This is a genomic window from Streptomyces canus (assembly GCF_001514145.1).
In the GTDB taxonomy this organism is placed as follows: domain Bacteria; phylum Actinomycetota; class Actinomycetes; order Streptomycetales; family Streptomycetaceae; genus Streptomyces; species Streptomyces canus.
On sequence record NZ_KQ948657.1, the window covers coordinates 496,991 to 514,510 of the forward strand.

Consider the following 17,520-nt stretch of genomic DNA (forward strand, 5'->3'; position numbering starts at 1 on the left):
TCAGCCGCCCAGGATGACCCGGAGGTCGGCCGCGTTCGCCTCGGTGGCCTTCCACAGCTCCTGCTGGCGGCCGTGGACGTCGGCGACCGTCCTGTCGTGGTCGGCGAGCAGCTCCGTCGAGCGCTCCACCAGACGGGCGGCGAGGTGGCGGTCGTGGACCGAGACGCCCCACTCGGGCCGCTCGATGTCCCGCAGGAAGTACGCCATCTTCGGGTGCGAGATCAGGCTGATGATCGGGGTGCCGACGCCGAAGGGGATCATTCCCGCGTGGCCGCGCATGCCGATGACCAGCTTGGTGCGGGCGTAGAGGTCGAGGATCTCCTTGTTCTCGAAGTCGTACATCGGGATGACCGGCATCGAGATGCCGTGCTCGCGGCGCAAATCGAAGACGATCTTCTCGTCGTCGAGGGAGTGCGCCACGCACTGCACCTCGGCCAGCTTGCCCAGGTCCCGTACGGCCTGGGCCATCTGGGCCAGGAAGTAGCCGTAGTCGTGGCCGAAGCGCAGGCCCGCGCGGTCGTAGGCGGCGTTGATGAGGATCGTGTCGTCGCGCTTGGCCGGGTCCTGCCAGCCGGGCACCAGCTGCCGGGCGACGGTCGTCGGACAGGGCTGGAAGCGGATCTTGTCGTGCAGCTGGGCCGGGACCATGGCCCGGACCTTCTCGATCGAGCCGTGGTTGCGCAGACCGAAGAAGGAGGACTGCTCGACGAGCAGGCGCAGCGAGTCCCGGAAGCGGCCCGCGCGGTAGGACTGGCCGTCGAAGGCGTTGAAGCCGACGGCGAAGACCGCGATGGGGACGTCGATGCGCCTCAGCAGCTCGTCCGGGACGTTCCACTGCCAGGCGCTGTTGCCGTTGGGCATGGTGTCCGGGATGAACAGCCCGCCGCCGCCGATGACCAGGCCGCGGCGGCGGTTGACTCGCTGGAGGGCGGCCTCGTCGAAGAGGCGGTGGGCGTGCACGGAGTGCCAGCGGCGGGAGGTGGTGTCCGGGCCGAAGGCGGAGCGGACGCTCTCCGGGAGGAGCTTGTCGCCGGCGTTGCCCTGGCGGTCCATGTAGAAGGCGACATGGGACAACTGGTCCTCGGGGGCGCCCAGTTCCTGTGCCGGTACGGCGGCCGCGCGCTGTGCCCACAGACGGCTGGGGCGGTGCGTCGGGTCGACGGACATGCCGGCCGTGGCGTACGTCAGGGCCTCGGTGTGGTCGCCGTGCACCCAGGCCATCTGGGCGAGGCGGGCGTAGGCGGTGGCGGCCCGGTTGGGGGCGGCGGCGGCCAGCAGGAGCTGTGTCCTCGCCTCCTCATAGCGGGAGACGCTCATCAGGGCGTGGCCGAGGACCTCGTGCGGCCAAGCCTCGTCGAGGGGGATGCGGACGCCGGCGAGGATGTCGACGGCGTCCTGGTAGTCACCGGAGGCGACGTGCGCGGCGGCCACCTTGCGGGCGGCCTCGACGTCCCCGGTGCGGGCCACGTGCGGGGTGCCGTAGTGCACGATCAGGTCGTGGTGCAGTGCGCCGGCGGACGCCAGGTACGCGGACTGGAAGTCGGCGTCGGACAGCTCGAACTCGCGCCAGCGGTCCTCGGCTTGGCCGTAGCCGCTCTCGCCGCCCTGCCAGGGCTTGTGGCGGCCGGTGAAGTGCAGGATCGCGGTGTCGTCGGGGACGGGCAGGTCGCCCGAGAGCCGCCGCTTGACGAAGTTGTAGCGCGCGTCGAGGCGCACGAAGTCGCCGTCCAGGACGGCGTTGAGGATGCCCTGGTCGTGCTTGTCGAGCTCGTAGTCGCCGGACCGGCCGCACTTGTCGAGCCGGGCGCAGAACGCGTCGCTCAGGTACTCGCGCTGGATGACCAGCAGACCGGAGTTGAGCTTGTGCTGCCCGTAGAAGAACTGCGGGACGGCCGCCAGCCCCTCGCGCAGCTGGAGGAGTTCGCTCAGGTCGCCGAGGACGACCATGTCGGTGTCGAGCGTGATGACGGTGTCGTACTCGCGGATCCTGAAGACGTCCAGGATGAAGTACGCCTTGCGGACCAGGTAGTTGTCCTGGTCGCCCTTCTTGTACGAGTCGTAGTGGTCGGCGTCGACCCGCTTGAGGACGATCCGCGGGTGCAGTGCGCGGATCCGGGCGATCGAGCCGGGCCGCAGGTCGTCGTAGAGGACGACGAAGTCCTCGCACACGCCCGGGTTCGACAGGGCGAGGCTGCGCAGCAGGGCGAGGAAGCCGGGCAGGTAGTTCTCGTCGACGAAGCTGGCGAAGGCGATTCTGCGCTTGCCGGTGAGCGCGTGGGCGTCGGTCACCGGGGCCAGGGGGGCGGCGGTCCCGGTAAGGGAGTTGATGGTCATCGCAGGGATATCCTCATGTCGGTCACGCTCTGGGCCCGCTCCATGACCCATGCCTTCTCGCTGGTGTACTCGTGCACGGAGGTGATGGCGAGCTTCATCGCTTCCTGGACGCGGTAGGGGCCGCTCTCGTAGAAGTCGAAGCCGATCAGGTCGAGCTTCGGGCTGACGTCGAGGAAGTCCAGCAGGTAGAGCATGTTGAAGCCGGTGGTCGGGATGCCGGACCAGACGTCGGTGGAGACCTTGCCGATGTTGCGCACGGGCCAGCGCAGCGACTCGTCGCCGAGGTAGGTCTGGGCGCCGGGCACCAGGCGGTTGCGCAGCGAGTACTTCCAGTCGCCGGAGACCCCGCCGAAGACGAGCCGGGTGGTGACGTGCTGGTCCCAGTTGAAGCCGTGCTTGTGGATCGTGGCGTGGATGTCGGTCCTGCTGCCGGTGTGCTTCGGGTCGATCCGGTAGGAGTTGAAGCGGACGACGAGGTCGTACGCGTCGATCTCGGCGCCCATCGAACTGGCGCCCACCCGCCCGGAGTTGGCGATCAGGCAGATCGACTTGCCGGCGATCTGGTTGCGGAACTCGCCCAGGGTGATCCACTGCACGCCGCCCACGGTCGGGTCGGTGACCGGACCGCGCATGCGGTTGCGGCGCTGCTCGGCGTAGAGCGCGACGGCCTGGGTGAGCGCGGCGAGGTCGGTGTCCTCGGCGGAGCGCAGGTCGAGGTACTGGCTGAGCAGTTCCTGGCGTTCCTGCACGGGGGCGCTCTCGTCGGTCAGCGAGAGGAGCGCTCCCACGAGCCGGGGCTCGGCCTCGGCCCAGTCGCCGACGGCATGGGCGGCGAGGCCCTCGGCCCACACGTCGGTGGCGGGGCGGGCGGCGAACCCGCGGGCGCCGGGGACCTGGCGCTTCAGGAGGTCGAGGAGCTCGCGCTCCTTCTCCCCCGCGATGCGCAGGCCCGCGATCCGGGCGCGGACGCCGAAGCCGTCGTCGTCGGTGAGGGCGAGATAGCGCTCGTAGGCCTGCAGGGCTTCGGCCTCCTCACCGAGCGCCTCCAGGAGCCGGGCGCGCAGCCGCCAGCCGGCGCGGGAGTTCTTGCGCTGGGCGAGGACGGTGTCGCTGATGATCAGGGCGAGGTTCAGCTCGTCGTCATAACCGCACTCCAAGGCCTTGTTGGCGACGGCGAGCAAGGCGTCGAGCAGCTCGGCGGGGATGTCGGCGGTGGGGGTCGCGGCGCCCTTGACGGCCCGCTTGAGCAGGGCCGTCGCACCGGAAGGGGCGGGCGTCGCCGGGGCCGCGGTGGCGGTCGTCCCCCACACGACGAGCAGCTTGCGCAGCTGTTCGCCGAGCTCGACGCGGCGCCGGTCGACACTGCCGACGACCTTCCCGCTGTGCGCCGCGCAGGCGCGCAGGCACTCGTCCAGCTCCCCTCCACGCGCGCGTGCACGCCTCTTCTGGACCGTCGTCATGGCACTCCTGTTGTTTTCTTGCCAAAGCAAAGACAAGTTCACGGGTTTATTGCGACGTGGGGGGATTCTGAGCGAACTTAGAAAGCCAAAACGACATACAGGTGAACTCACCGGGACCAGGCGGCTAATGGTTGACCCGATGAGTAAGACATCGCCGTGATTCGGACTAACGTGCTGGGGCGCATCCACAGGAGTGACATAGGCTCCGCAGAGCTTGCGAAGGGGATTTCCGTGACCAGCATGACCGTCCGGCCGGCGGCCGACCTGCCCCGGCGGCCGGAAGGGCCGCAACCCGTAGGGCCGCCGTCCGCACCACGTCCCCGGGAGACCCGGATGCGGGCCCTGGACGGGCTGCGGCTGGTGGCCGCGCTGATGGTGGCGGCGTATCACTACGGCGGCCGGGGTGGCGAGATCACCAAGGCCTGGGGAAGTTCCGCACAACAGCAGTTCCCCACGCTGCACACGTATTTCTCCTACGGCTGCCTCGGCGTCCAGGTCTTTTTCGTGATCAGCGGATTCGTGATCTGCATGAGCGGCTGGGGTCGGCCCCTGAAGTCGTTCTTCGCCTCCCGCGCCTCCCGGCTCCTGCCCGCGTACTGGTTCGCCGTTCTGCTGGTCACCGCGGTGTTCGCGCTGCCGGTGGTCGCCTACGAGGCGCTGTCGCCGAGCGACGTCCTGGTGAACCTGACCATGCTTCAGCAGCCGCTGGGCGTGGACCGGGTGCTCGGGGTGTGCTGGACGCTGTGGGCCGAGGTCCGCTTCTACGTCCTGTTCGCGCTGTGCGTGGTGCTGCCCGGTGCCTCCCGGCGCCGGGTGATCATGTTCTGTGCGGGCTGGACGCTGGCGGCGGCGATCACACAGGCCGCGCACCAGCCGCTGCTCGACGTGGTGTTCATGCCCGAGTACGCCTCCTTCTTCATCGGCGGTGTCGGCCTCTACCTCGTCCACCGCGACCGGCGGGACGTGTACGCGTGGGGCATCGTCGCCGTCAGCTTCCTGATCGGGCAGCACTACGCGGTCCGTTCGCTGTGGAACGCGTCCGACCCGAACGCCTTCGCCCACCGCACCACGCTGGGCATCGTGCTGGTGGTGGCCTTCGGCTTCCTCGCCGTCGCGGCGATCGCCCTGGGCTGGCTGAGCTGGGCGAACTGGCGCTGGCTGACGGTGGCCGGGGCGCTGACGTACCCCTTCTACCTGGTGCACGAGCACCTGGGCTGGGTGGTCGTGCACGAGCTGCACGTCCGGCTCGGCGTGCCCGCGGCCGGGACCTTCGCGCTGACGATCGTGGGGATGCTGCTGCTGGCCTGGCTGATGAACCGCTACGTCGAGAAGCCGCTGACGCCGCGTCTGCGCTCGGCACTGGGCCGCCGGCTCTGAAGCTGTTCACCTCTGAATGTGTTCACCGGACGTTCAGCGGGCCGCCAGTTGGGCCGGGCGTCAGCGAGCAAGCATGTCTCATGGCCGACTCACAGCAGACCCCCATGCTCCCCGGTGAATTGAAGGACGTCCCTGGCTGGTTCCCGCCGCTCGACCAGCTGCTGTTCACCTGGTTCCTGGAGAAACAGCGGCTCGCCGGAGATCTCCTCGAACTCGGCGTCTACATGGGCAAGAGCGCGATCCTGCTCGGGCACCATCTGCGCCCGGGCGAGGCGTTCACCGTCTGCGACCTGTTCGGCGGCGAGGCCCCCGACGGCGCGAACCGCGCGGAGACCTCCAAGTCGTACGCCTCCCTCACCCGCGAGACCTTTGAGCGGAACTACCTCTCCTTCCACGACACCCTGCCGAGGGTGATCGAGGCCCCCACCTCGGTCATCTCCGGCGAGGTGAAGGCGGGCACCTGCCGCTTCGTCCACATCGACGCCTCGCATCTGTACGAGCATGTGCGTGACGACATCGGCGCAGCGCGCGAGATCCTGCTGCCGGACGGGCTGGTCGTCCTGGACGACTTCCGCTCCGAGCACACCCCCGGTGTCTCCGTCGCCGTGTGGGAGGCCGTGCTGAACCGCGGGCTGCGGCCGATCTGCCTCAGCACGCAGAAGCTGTACGGGACGTGGGGGGACCCGGAGCCCGTCCAGGAGGAGCTGCTGGAGATGCTGCGAGGGCGGGCGGATGTGGGGCTGAGTGTGCAGGAGGCGGCCGGTCACCGGCTGATTCGGGCGCGGGCGCAGAAGATGCAGGCGCCGCCCTTCCCCCGCTCCCGGCACTATGTCGCGCCGGCGGCCACGCCCGTCCCCGCTCCGAAGCCGCGTCGGTCTCCGGCCAGGCGGATCGCCGTGGATCTGTTGCCGCCCGTGGTCACGCGTGCGGTGCGGAAGGTTCGGGCCCGGTAGGCAGGTACTGCTTCTCGATTCCCGCCAGCACCAGGGCCAGCCCCTCCTCGTAATGCCGCTCGAAGTCCTGGAAGATCTCCGCGCCCGCCGCCGCCGACAACGGGAAGCCGTCCATCAGGCGGGCGCGTTCCGCCACGTCGAAGCCTTCTCGGCGCTCGCCGGGCAGGGGCTCCACGCCCTGCTCCTCGGTGACGAAGCCCAGGGTGTAGAGGTACGACGTCGATGTGGCCCGGACCGCCTGGGCGAGGGTGAAGCCGGCGGCCGTGAAGAGACGGAGGGTCTCCTCCATCTGCTCGACGTGGACCAGACCCGTGAAGCGTGAGCCGCTGTAGACCTTGGCGCCGTCGCGGTAGCCGAGCAGGGCGGTGCGCAGGCCGCGGTTGGACTTGAGCAGGCGTTCGCGCCAGGTGTCCGACGGGTCGAGCTGGGTCCCGGCGACCATGCGCCGGAACATCTCCGTCGCCATCTCGTCGAGCAGCGCCTGCTTGTCCTTGAAGTGCCAGTACAGGGCAGGGGCCTTGACGTCGAGTTCCTTGGCGATGGCCCGCAGGGTGAGGCCGTCGAGGCCCACCTCGTTCAGGAGCTTCAGGGCGGTGTCGGCGACCCGGGCGCGGTCCAGGGGCGGGCGTTTCTCCGTACTCACGCTTGACAGCTTAACAGCGTTAAGGGCACTCTCTACGGCAGCGGCACTTAACAGTGTTAAGGAGATGGGTATGAACACGGATGTACTGGTCGTCGGCGCCGGCCCCACGGGGCTCGCCCTCGGCATCGACCTCGCCCGGCGGGGCGTGGACGCGCTGGTCGTGGAGAAGGCGGACCGGCTGTTCCCGGGCTCACGCGGCAAGGGCCTCCAGCCGCGCACGATGGAGGTCTTCGACGACCTCGGCGTGCTCGACGCGATCCTCGCCGTCGGCGGGACCTACCCGGTCGGCATGGTCTGGCAGGACGGCGAGCGGGTCGGCGAACACCGGATGTTCGACCCGGCCGAGGCGACGGAGGACTCGCCGTACAACGCGCCGTGGATGGTGCCGCAGTGGCGCACCCAGGAGGTGCTGTTCGCACGGCTGGAGGAGCTGGGCGGGCGGGTGTCCTTCGGCCTGGAGGTCGTGGGGTTCGAGCAGGACGCGGACGGGGTGACCGTGCGCTTCGCGGCGGGCGCGGACGTCCGCGCCCGGTACGTGGTCGCCGCCGACGGCGGGCGCTCCGTCGTCCGCCGGACGCTCGGCATCGGCATGACCGGCGAGACGGTCGACCCGAACCCCCTCCTCGTCGCGGACGTCCGCATCACCGGCCTCGACCGGGACAACTGGCACGTCTTCCCGCCGCGCGGCGAGAGCGGCTACCTCGCGATCTGCCCGCTCGCCGGCACCGAGGACTTCCAGCTCGTGGCCCAGTTCCCGGAGGGCACTCAGGTGGACCTGTCCCTCGACGCCGTCCGCGCGGTCGTCGCGGCCCGCTCCCACCTGGCCGCCGAGTCGGTGACCGAGGTCCGCTGGGCCTCCGACTTCCGGCCCCGCGCGGCCCTCGCGGACCGTTTCCGCTCCGGCCGGATCTTCCTCGCCGGTGACGCGGCCCACGTCCACTCCCCAGCGGGCGGCCAGGGCCTGAACACGAGCGTCCAGGACGCGTACAACCTGGGCTGGAAGCTGGGCGCGGTGCTGCGGGACGGTGCCCCGGCCGCCCTCCTGGACACCTACGAGGAGGAACGCCGGCCCATCGCCGCGCACATGCTCGGCATCTCGACGGGCGTGCACCGGGGCGAGGTCCGGCGCGGCGAGGCGACCCGCCAACTGGGCCTGGGTTACCCGGACTCGTCCCTGACGGAGGAGACACGCACGGCACCGAGCGGGCTCCGCGCGGGCGATCGCGCCCCCGACGGCAAGCTGGGCGACGTCCGCCTCTTCGATGCGTTCCGGGGCCCGCACTGGACGCTGGTGGCGGTGGGCGTGGAGGCACCGGAGCTGCCGGAGTCCGTGCGTGTGGTCACCGGCGAGGACCAGCCGTCGTACGGGAAGGGGCTGTTCCTGGTGCGTCCGGACGGCTATGTGGGCTGGGCGGGTGAGGACGCCTCGACGCTGGTGGGTTATGTCGGCCGCAGGGTCACGCGCTAGCGAACGACAACTTCACCGCGAACCCGAGGAACAGCGCCCCCGCCGCCGAAGTGGCTCCCGCCGACAACCGCCGTCGGCGCCGGAAGGCGTCCGCCAGCCTCGTCCCGCCGAAGATCAGCGCGGTGAGGTACAGGAAGCTGGCCAGCTGGGCGAAGGCTCCCAGGACGACGAACGAGATCGCCGGATACGCGTAGCCCGGATCCACGAACTGCACGAAGAAGGCGACGAAGAACAGGATCGCCTTGGGGTTGAACAGGCTGACCACGAGGGCCCTGCGATACGGCCGCTCGTCACCGGCCCCGGTGACAGGAGCCTCCTCGGCGGTCTGCTCCCGCCGGGTCCGCCACATCCCCCACGCGGCCCGCAGCATCCCCACCGCGAGCCAGGTCAGATACCCGGCCCCCGCGTACTTCACGATCCCGAACAGCACGGCGTTGGCCTGGAGCAGCGAGGCGACCCCGGCCGCGGACAGGGTCATCAGCACCGTGTCCCCGCACCAGACGCCCGCCGCCGCCGTGTAGCCCGCCCGCACGCCCCGCCGCGCGGCGACGGAGACGACGTACAGCGAGTTGGGCCCGGGCAGCAGGACGATCAGGACGAGGCCGGCCAGATAGGTGGGGAGGTCGATGACACCGAACATGGGAACGAGTGTCGCACTCAGAACGCGTCCGCCGGGACATACGTGCCCCACACCTCGCGCAGCGCGTTGCACACCTCGCCCACCGTCGCGCGGGCCCTGAGCGCGTCCTTCATCGGGTAGAGGACGTTGTCCTCGCCCTCGGCGGCCTTCTTCAGTGCGGCGAGGGCCGAGTCCACCGCGGACCGGTCGCGCTCGGCACGGAGGCGGGCCAGCCGCTCCGCCTGCTGGGCCTCGATGGCGGGGTCGACGCGAAGGGGCTCGTACGGCTCCTCCTCGTCGAGCCGGAAACGGTTGACACCCACGACCACCCGCTCGCCGGCGTCGGTCTCCTGGGCGATGCGGTAGGCGTTGTGCTCGATCTCGTTCTTCTGGAAGCCGTGCTCGATGGCGGCGACCGCGCCGCCGAGGTCCTCGACCTTCCGCATCAGGTCCCGCGCGGCCGTCTCGACGTCGTCCGTCATCTTCTCGATGACGTACGAGCCCGCGAAGGGGTCGACCGTCGCCGTCACGTCGGTCTCGTGGGCCAGCACCTGCTGGGTGCGCAGGGCCAGGCGGGCGGCCTTGTCGCTGGGCAGCGCGATGGCCTCGTCGTAGGAGTTGGTGTGCAGCGACTGGGTGCCACCGAGAACGGCGGCGAGGCCCTGGACGGCGACCCGGACCAGGTTGACCTCCGGCTGCTGGGCCGTCAGCTGGACGCCGGCCGTCTGGGTGTGGAAGCGGAGCATCAGCGACTTCGGGTTCCGCGCACCGAACTCGTCCCGCATGACCTGCGCCCAGATGCGCCTGGCCGCACGGAACTTGGCGACCTCCTCCAGGATCGTCGTCCGCGCCACGAAGAAGAACGACAGGCGCGGGGCGAAGTCGTCGACGTCCATGCCGGCCGCGACCGCCGTGCGCACGTACTCGATGCCGTCCGCCAGCGTGAACGCGATCTCCTGCGCGGGCGAGGCACCCGCCTCCGCCATGTGGTAGCCGGAGATCGAGATCGTGTTCCACCGGGGGATCTCGGCCTGGCAGTACTTGAAGATGTCGGCGATCAGCCGCAGCGACGGCTTCGGCGGGAAGATGTACGTGCCGCGCGCGATGTACTCCTTCAGCACGTCGTTCTGGATCGTGCCGGTGAGCCGGTCCGCGCCGACGCCCTGTTCCTCGCCGACCAGTTGGTACAGCAGCAGCAGGGGAGCCGCCGGGGCGTTGATCGTCATCGACGTGGACACCTGGTCCAGCGGGATCCCGCCGAACAGCACCCGCATGTCGTCGATCGAGTCGATCGCCACACCGACCTTGCCGACCTCGCCGTGCGCGATCGGCGCGTCGGAGTCGTGGCCCATCTGGGTGGGCAGGTCGAAGGCGACCGACAGACCCGTCGTGCCGTGGGCGATCAGCTGCCGGTAGCGGGCGTTGGACTCCGTCGCCGTGCCGAAACCGGCGTACTGGCGCATCGTCCAGGGGCGGCCCGTGTACATCGACGGGTACACCCCCCGCGTGAACGGGTACCCGCCCGGCTCGCCGAGCTTCTCCTCGGGGCTCCAGCCCTGAAGGGTCTCGGGACCGTAGACGGGTTCGATGGGCAGTCCGGACTCCGACTCACGCGTCATGCCCACCACCGTATTGCGGTCTCGGGCGAAGCGCCGCCGGGTCGTTCGCAACCGGCCGTCCGGGGGGAGACATCTCAGGGGATGCCGGTGAGACGACAGGGGGTCCGGATGCGTACTACGGGCATGGGGAGATCGTTCGCCGCACTGCTGGTCCTGGCGATGGCCTGCGGCTGTACGGTGCGGACCGCCGACGGGGACGGCGACGGGAAGCGGCATCTGCCGGTACGGATCGAGGTCCCGAAGCGCAGTACGCCACCGGCGGACGACGACCCGAAGCCGAGTGCGACACCGTCCGCTCCTTCCGCCGCGCCCGCCGCCGTGCTGTGGTCGCGCGGCGACTCGGGGCGGGACGTGCGGGAGTTGCAGGCCCGGCTCCGGCAGGTCGCGTGGCTCTACGACGGACCGACGGGGTCGTACGACGATCTCACCGAACGGGCCGTCAAGGGGTTCCAGGGCAAGCGCGGGCTGCCGAGGACCGGGAAGACCGACACGGTCACCTGGAAGCGGCTGAAGGACATGACCCAGAAGCCCGGTAAGTGGGAGCTGTATCTGATGGGCGGGCAGCCGGCCGACGCGCCGGACGCTCGCTGTCTGACCGGGCGGGTGCTGTGCATCAGCAAGACGAGCCGGACACTGCGCTGGATGATCGACGGCCGGACGGTGACGACCGTGCCGGTCCGCTTCGGGTCGGTGGGGACGCCGACCCGTGAGGGCGTGTTCAGCGTCTACTGGAAGTCCCGGCACCATGTGTCGACGCTCTACGACTCCCCGATGCCGTACGCCATGTTCTTCAGTGGCGGCCAGGCGGTGCACTACTCGGCCGACTTCGCGGCCCACGGATACGCGGGTGCCTCGCACGGCTGCGTGAACGTGCGGGACGAGGCGGCGATCGCCGGCCTGTTCGCCCAGGTACGGAACGGCGACAAGGTCGTCGTCCACTGGTGAGTTCCGCGAGGAGGATCAGGGGCGCGGACGGGACCGGGGGAACGTGTCCCGCCCGCGCCAGGTGCACGAGCCGTAGGTACGGGGGGAACCCCGGCTCTGTGCGACGGCCGATGACCAGTCGGCTCACTCAGTACTGCGCCTCAGCGGCCGAAAACGTCACACCCACCGCGACCGAAATCGTGGTGGGTGAGAAAAGTGCAGGTCAGCGACGCGTGGAGTGGTCAGATCGCGCTGTACGACGGGCTCGGCCGCGGGGTCGGCGACATCGTTGCCCCGGGCGAGGTGAGCGGGGCGTCCGAGGCGCCGCCGTCCGGGTCGTGGTGGTTCCTGCCGGGGGACGTGAACTGGCCGTCGCCGTCGCCGTGGCCGTTCCCGTGCCCGTTCCGGTCTCCGTGGCCGTTCCGGTCCTCGTGGCCGCTCGTGTCGTTGTCGTCGTTGTTGCCGGAGTCCTCGGCCTTGCCGTCGCCCGTCCGGTCGTCGGGGGCCGCCTTGGCGTCGCCCCGGGTGCCGGCGCCGGACAGGACACCCCTGCAGTACTTCCACACCCGCGAGGTGCCGCCGGCCGCGTTCTCCAGGGAACGCTTGCGGGTCGGGTCGAGGTTCTTGCCGTCACGCATGTCCCGGCAGGCCGAGACGGATCCGTTCCAGTCCCTGCGGGGTCGTACGCCCGGCCCTTCGGAACCCGTGTCGGGCGCCGCGCCGGTGTCACCGCGTGCCGTGTCCCGGGAGCCCGCCCCACCGGAGGGGGAGTTCTCGGGCGAGGGCGCGACCTCAGGGGCCGAGGGCGAGACGAGCGGGCGGTCCGGGGTGACGGCGGCCGACACCGACGCGGCGGGTTCCGGTTCGCCGTCCCCGAAGTGCGGCAGGACTCCGGTTCCGGCCGCGACGGCCACTCCGCCGACCATGCCCACGGCCAGTACGGCGGCCAGTGCGAGGTGCGCGGGGCGCCGCCGACGGGGACGGCGGGCCCCCGCGTCCGGTGCGCCGATCCGCACGAGACCGGTGTCGGAGCGGCCGGCTCCGGGCCGGTTCCGGCCCCGGGCGGCCGGGCTCACCCAGTCGTCCGCACGATCCGCGCGCACCCTGCGGAACGCGGCCAGCGCGGCCTCCTCGCCGGGAAGTCCGCCGCTGGTCGGCGCGGGTTCCGTGGTCAGCGCCTCCAGCGTTTTCGCGAGCCGTTCTGCGTGGTCGCGGTCGGCCGCGTCGACAGCTTCCAGTGACTCGCCGCGCAGCAACCGCTCCGCTGTCTCGAGGTCCAGCCACTCGTAGCTCTCGTCGGCCATCACATGTCCTTCTGCGTCCGCGGACGCATATGCGTCACACTCGCGGACGTCACCGCACTGTCCTGCGGTTCTCGCTGGGGCGGCAGGGCATCGAGTGCGCCGGCCGATTCCGGATCCTCGCCGAGGAGCTCGGCGAGCCGTTTCAGACCACGGTGCGCGGCCGTGCGTACCGCGCCGGGACGCTTGCCGAGGGTCTCGGCGGCGGTCTTGGCATCCAGGCCGACCACCACCCGCAGCACCACTGCCTCGGCCTGGTCCTGGGGCAGCCGGGCGATGAGCGAGAGGGTGCTGCCGGTGGCCAGCGCCTCGATGGCCTCGCCCGCGGTGTCCGACTCTGCGGGCTTCCCGGTCAGCTCGGTCTCGTCGCCGCCGATGGCGGGTCGGCGGCCGCGCATCCGGATGTGGTCGAGGGCGCGGTTGCGGGCTATCCGTGCGGCCCAGCCGCGGAAGCGGTCCGCGTCCCCGTCGAACCGGTCCAGGTCACGGGCTATCTGGAGCCAGGCCTCGGAGGCCACGTCCTCGGCGTCCGGATCACCGACCAGTGTCCGGACGTATCCGAGCAGCCGCGGGTGCACCGCGCGGTACACAGTCCGGAACGCGGTCTCGTCCCCGTCCTGTGCCGCAAGCACCGCGGCAGTCAACTCCGCGTCGTCCCCCAGCACCCGTGAATCCTCAATACATGGTCGCGATCGATGGTCGCCGCTTCGAGCCGTCGAGGGGTTGTGGTGATCGCTCGAGAGTCGCGCTGATCATTCAACTTCCGCGCCCGGCGCGAAAGGCACGTTACGACTTGAAACCGCTGCTCGTCCATGTCCGTACAAATTGCAACTACCTCGTGATCCGAGGCCGGCCCTGCGGGGTGTGACAGAAACCGCACCCATGGCGCTGAAGGAAGTACGGGCCGCCGCGCGGCCCGTGCCGCGCGACGGCCGGGGCCTCTCCTGTGGGGGGTGGCGGCCCCGGTCGTCTCCGCGGTTCACCCGCGCCGGGTCACTGCTTCTTGGACTTGTTCTTGTCCGCGTTCTGGGGGGCGCTCGTCTTGGCCTTCTGCTGCCCCGGTTTCGCGTCGGCCGCGTCCTTCGCGTCGGCCGCCCCCGTGCCCGTCAGCGCGGCACAGTAAGCACTCACGTTCGCCTCGCCGCCGGCCGCCGTCACGAGCCGCTGGAACGCCGTGGAGTCCAGCGCCTTGCCCCGGCCCCGGAGTTTCTCGTAGGCGCGGCAGTGGGCCAGGGTGTCCTTCGCGGTGGGCGGGCGCTCGGCGGGGGCGGACGCGGTGGGCCTCGCGCTGCTGTGCGACTCGGCCGGGGTGCTCGCCGAGACGCTCGGGCGTACGTCCTTGCCGCCCGCCGCCCCCTTGGCCGCACCGCCGCCCGCAGACCCGATCGCCGCGTAGGCGACACCGCCGAGGGTGAGACTCGCGAGGAGCACGGAGAGCGTCGCCTTCAGCGAACGTGCCCGGCGCCGCTGCGCGCGGGGCCGCCAGTCGTCCCGCCGCCGGGTCCGCGCCCGGTGCGCCCCGGTGTCCCTCGCCGCCCGGAAGGCGGCCACGGCCCGCAGCTCCGCCTCGCCGTCGGACTTCTCCCCGCGAAGGGCCGCGGCGAACAGCGCCTCGAGGGGACTGTCCCGCGGGGTCTCCTCCGCGCGCGCATGCCGACGGCCGGGGGCATCGCCGCTCCGCTCGTCACCCATGCCGTGTCCGTCCCTGTCCGAGGTGGTGTCCTCACCTGTCATGTCGACTCCCCCAGCGTCCGGGGGCCGTCATCCGTCACACTCTCGGCGCCCAACTGGTGCGCCAGCCGCTTCAGCCCCCGGTACGCCGCGGTGCGCACCGCACCGGGGCGCTTGCCGAGGACGCGGGCGGCGGCGGGGCCGTCCAGTCCGACGACGACCCGCAGCAACACCGCTTCGGCCTGGTCGCGCGGGAGCCCCCGGACCAGTTCGAGGGCGTACTCGGTGGAGAGGGACTCCAGCGCCTGGTCGTGCGTGCTGTGCGGGCCGGGCAGGTCCAGCATGTCCTGCTCCAGCGCCGCCGACCGGGGCCGTACCCGCTGCCGGCGCAGATGGTCCAGGGCCCGGTGCCGGGCGATGGTCGCGGTCCAGCCGCGGAAGCCCGCCCCGTCGCCCTTGAACCGGCCCAGGTCCCGCGCGATCTCCAGCCAGGCGTCCGACGCCACGTCCTCCGCGTCCTCCCCGACCAACCCGCGCAGATACCCGAGCAGTCCGGGCTGCACCAGCCGGTAGGCGACCGCGAAGGCGGTCTCGTCGCCTTCCTGGGCCCGCGCGACGGCCGCGCCCAGTTCCCCGTCGTACGCCTGCACGCGGCGGGGTTCCCCTCCCTGGCCCAAGAACTTTCCTGTCCGTACCGGTTCATGGCGATTCCGCACCGTCCGGCACGGTCCACCCTTGCCCATGTCCCCCACGGTCAACAGCGTCGGACCTCACAGAAGTGTCACAGCGGGTGGGACATCCCGGGCACCAGACCCCGAACACCTGTGACACCTGGGAGTGTTCGTACGCTGTGTAAGTGCCACCTGTGAGACAGGTGGTGTTTCTGTGACCGGATTCAAGGGTCTGTGACCAAATTCAGGGGTGGGGTAGTGAGTCGTCGTCAAAGCCGTGCGTACAGACCGCTCAGCATGAAGCGGCGGGCGTGGCTGACGCTCGGTGCGGTGGTTCTGGGAGGCGGCGGCATCGCGACCTACGCCGTCGCCAGTCCGTCGACCGACACCGCGGGGGATCTGCAGCCCAAGCGGCCGGTGAAGGTCTACAACCTCGCGCTGAAGGCTCCCGAGACCGGCGAGCGCGAGCTGCCGCGCACCGAGACCAAGCAGTTCTCGCTGCTCGGCATCTCCTGGACGGGGGCGACCAAGCGGCTCGACGGCAAGGCGCAGGTACGCACCCGGAGCATCGACACCGGCGCGTGGACATCCTGGCAGGACCTGGAGACGGACGCGGACCCGGTGGAGGACCCCGACGAGCGGGCCGGGGCACGCGGCGCGTCCGAACCCCTGTGGGTGGGCCCCTCGGACGGTGTCGAGGTACAGGTCGTCCACGAGGACGGCACCACCAGCGCCGGACTGCCCTCGGGTCTCAAGGTCAACCTGGTCGACCCGGGCATCGCGACCGCCGCGGAGCAGCGGGACACGGGCGACGACACGGACCCGGCGGCGTACGCCGAGGACGTGACGCCGAGCCCGACCCCGACCGACACGGCCACGTCCACCGCCTCCCCGACGGCGACCGCGACGCCGACCCCGACCGCCACCACGCCCACCGCGCCCCCGTCGACGGTCCCCGAGCCGTCGATCGTCTCCCGCGCCGGCTGGGGCGCCGACGAGTCGCTCAGCCCCGACCCGTCGGAGTACAACGCCGATGTGAAGGCCGTCTTCGTCCATCACACGGCCGGGTCGAACGACTACACCTGCGCCGAATCGGCGTCGATCGTGCGGGCCATCTACGCGTACCACACCGCCCCAGCCCCCAGCGGCAACGGCTGGAACGACATCGGCTACAACTTCCTGGTCGACAAGTGCGGCACGATATTCGAGGGCCGCAAGGGCGGCGTGGACCTGCCGGTCCTCGGCGCGCACACCTACGGCTGGAACCGTGAGTCCACCGGCATTGCGGTCCTCGGCGAGTACACCGCAACGGGCGCCTCGAACGCCGCCCTCACCTCGGTCGCCCGGATCGCGGCCTGGAAGCTCGGCCAGTACGGCGTCGACCCCAACTCGACGGTCCAGCTGAAGGCGGGCGCGACCCAGAAGAACCTCGCCGGTACCAGCTTCACCGCCGGTGAGTCCTACACCTTCAACCGGATCTCCGGCCACCGTGACGGCTACGCCACCGAGTGCCCGGGCAACTCCCTCTACGCCCAGCTGCCGACCATCCGCGCCTGGGCGTCCGGCCCGGTGCAGGGCCTGAAACTCACCTCGCTGAGCGGCGCGACCCTGTCCGGCTCGACGTACTGGACCAAGGGCGCGATCACGGCGAAGTGGTCGGCCACCACGCCGGGTTCGCTGATCTCGAAGTTCGAGGTGCTGGTCGACGGCAAGGTCGTCGCCACCACGTCCGGTACGGCCACCTCGGCCGGCACCACCTTGGCCGCGGGCAGCCACAAGGTCGCCGTACGGGCCGTGCACCAGTCCGGCAAGACGGCGACGACCACCGCGCTGACGGTCGTGACCGACACCACCGCGCCGACCTTCTCCACCACACCGAAGATCACCCTGCGCACCGGCACGGTCTCCACCACCGCCGCCCCGGTCACCCTCGGCTGGAAGGCCGCCGACTCGCAGGCCCTGAAGCAGGTGAGCCTGCTGTCCCCGACGACGGCCACCTTCGGCCCGACCACCACCAGCTCCAGCCGTTCCGCCAAGCCCGGTACCGCGAGCACCTGGTCGATGAAGGCGTACGACGTCGCGGGCAACACCCGTACGTCGTCCCCCTCGTACACGCCGATGATCCTTCAGGAGACCTCGGCCACCAAGTCCGGCAGCTGGACGACCCGTTCCTCCACCAGCTACCTCGGCGGCAAGTCGTACTCCAGCGCTTCCAAGAACGCGAGCCTGACCTGGACGTTCACCGGCAAGTCCGCCGCGTGGGTGGTCTCGCGGGCGTCCACCTCCGGGCAGGCGTACGTGTACGTGGACGGCACCAAGGTCGCGACCGTGGACCTGAAGTCCTCGACCACCGCCTACCGCCAGGCGATCTGGACCAAGTCCTGGTCCAGCAGCGCCAAGCACACGGTGAAGATCGTGGTGGTGGGCACCAGCGGCCGCCCGACGATCACGACGGACGGCCTGGTCTACATCAAGTAGGG

The 17,520-nt window shown here is 70.7% G+C and carries 14 protein-coding genes; 5 read left to right on the plus strand and 9 right to left on the minus strand.

All coding sequences use genetic code 11. From position 1 onward, the window contains the following. A complete protein-coding gene (locus tag AQJ46_RS07120) occupies window positions 1–2,334 on the minus strand; it encodes a glycosyltransferase (protein ID WP_059204765.1) in 2,334 nt (777 codons plus the stop codon). Next, entirely contained in the window at window positions 2,331–3,794 is a 1,464-nt protein-coding gene (locus AQJ46_RS07125) for a glycosyltransferase family 29 protein (protein ID WP_059204766.1), read from the minus strand. Before AQJ46_RS07125 ends, AQJ46_RS07120 begins: the two co-directional genes overlap by 4 nt. 240 nt (window positions 3,795–4,034) lie before the next feature. Between AQJ46_RS07125 and AQJ46_RS07130 the strand changes: the two genes are divergently transcribed. Both AQJ46_RS07130 and AQJ46_RS07135 read left to right on the plus strand, forming a co-directional pair. Beyond that, the gene (locus AQJ46_RS07130) at window positions 4,035–5,171 is read left to right on the plus strand and encodes an acyltransferase family protein (protein ID WP_059204767.1); all 1,137 of its coding nucleotides are present in this window, start codon (window positions 4,035–4,037) and stop codon (window positions 5,169–5,171) included. An 80-nt stretch (window positions 5,172–5,251) separates the two neighbouring features. Then, window positions 5,252–6,124 carry a class I SAM-dependent methyltransferase gene (locus tag AQJ46_RS07135; RefSeq protein WP_059204768.1) on the plus strand — a complete coding sequence of 291 codons (873 nt, stop codon included), beginning with the start codon at window positions 5,252–5,254 and terminating at the stop codon, window positions 6,122–6,124. Here AQJ46_RS07135 and AQJ46_RS07140 read toward each other — a convergent pair. Continuing rightward, window positions 6,090–6,767 carry a TetR/AcrR family transcriptional regulator gene (locus AQJ46_RS07140; RefSeq protein ID WP_059204769.1) on the minus strand — a complete coding sequence of 226 codons (678 nt, stop codon included), beginning with the start codon at window positions 6,765–6,767 and terminating at the stop codon, window positions 6,090–6,092. The two genes, AQJ46_RS07135 and AQJ46_RS07140, sit on opposite strands and share 35 nt — an antisense overlap. A gap of 70 nt (window positions 6,768–6,837) precedes the next feature. Between AQJ46_RS07140 and AQJ46_RS07145 the strand changes: the two genes are divergently transcribed. Next, window positions 6,838–8,235: an FAD-dependent oxidoreductase gene (locus tag AQJ46_RS07145; RefSeq protein WP_059204770.1), complete on the plus strand. Its 1,398-nt coding sequence runs from the start codon at window positions 6,838–6,840 to the stop codon at window positions 8,233–8,235. On the opposite strand, the gene leuE is transcribed toward AQJ46_RS07145, so the two are convergent. Together leuE and AQJ46_RS07155 are read right to left on the minus strand one after the other, a co-directional pair. Then, on the minus strand, window positions 8,225–8,875 hold the full coding sequence (gene leuE, locus AQJ46_RS07150; protein WP_059204771.1) for a leucine efflux protein LeuE: 651 nt from the start codon (window positions 8,873–8,875) through the stop codon (window positions 8,225–8,227). The two genes, AQJ46_RS07145 and leuE, sit on opposite strands and share 11 nt — an antisense overlap. Before the next feature lie 17 nt (window positions 8,876–8,892). Further along, window positions 8,893–10,473: an acyl-CoA mutase large subunit family protein gene (locus tag AQJ46_RS07155; protein ID WP_059204772.1), complete on the minus strand. Its 1,581-nt coding sequence runs from the start codon at window positions 10,471–10,473 to the stop codon at window positions 8,893–8,895. A gap of 123 nt (window positions 10,474–10,596) precedes the next feature. On the opposite strand from AQJ46_RS07155, the gene AQJ46_RS07160 reads away from it, so the two are divergent. Then, window positions 10,597–11,418: a L,D-transpeptidase family protein gene (locus AQJ46_RS07160; protein ID WP_059204773.1), complete on the plus strand. Its 822-nt coding sequence runs from the start codon at window positions 10,597–10,599 to the stop codon at window positions 11,416–11,418. A 221-nt stretch (window positions 11,419–11,639) separates the two neighbouring features. Here the strand turns inward: AQJ46_RS07160 and AQJ46_RS07165 are convergent, their stop codons facing one another. From AQJ46_RS07165 to AQJ46_RS07180, 4 genes are all read right to left on the minus strand, one after another. Beyond that, window positions 11,640–12,701 carry a hypothetical protein gene (locus tag AQJ46_RS07165; RefSeq protein WP_059204774.1) on the minus strand — a complete coding sequence of 354 codons (1,062 nt, stop codon included), beginning with the start codon at window positions 12,699–12,701 and terminating at the stop codon, window positions 11,640–11,642. Further along, window positions 12,701–13,363 (minus strand): RNA polymerase sigma factor, encoded by a 663-nt coding sequence (locus AQJ46_RS07170; RefSeq protein ID WP_057607742.1) that lies wholly within the window; start codon window positions 13,361–13,363, stop codon window positions 12,701–12,703. The genes AQJ46_RS07165 and AQJ46_RS07170 overlap by 1 nt, the downstream gene beginning before the upstream one ends. Window positions 13,364–13,691: 328 nt before the next feature. Further along, window positions 13,692–14,432 carry a hypothetical protein gene (locus AQJ46_RS07175; protein ID WP_059204775.1) on the minus strand — a complete coding sequence of 247 codons (741 nt, stop codon included), beginning with the start codon at window positions 14,430–14,432 and terminating at the stop codon, window positions 13,692–13,694. Further along, window positions 14,429–15,046 carry an RNA polymerase sigma factor gene (locus AQJ46_RS07180; protein WP_057607744.1) on the minus strand — a complete coding sequence of 206 codons (618 nt, stop codon included), beginning with the start codon at window positions 15,044–15,046 and terminating at the stop codon, window positions 14,429–14,431. The genes AQJ46_RS07175 and AQJ46_RS07180 overlap by 4 nt, the downstream gene beginning before the upstream one ends. A gap of 291 nt (window positions 15,047–15,337) precedes the next feature. Between AQJ46_RS07180 and AQJ46_RS07185 the strand changes: the two genes are divergently transcribed. Further along, the gene (locus tag AQJ46_RS07185; RefSeq protein WP_059204776.1) at window positions 15,338–17,518 is read left to right on the plus strand and encodes a peptidoglycan recognition protein family protein; all 2,181 of its coding nucleotides are present in this window, start codon (window positions 15,338–15,340) and stop codon (window positions 17,516–17,518) included. Window positions 17,519–17,520: the final 2 nt, after the last annotated feature.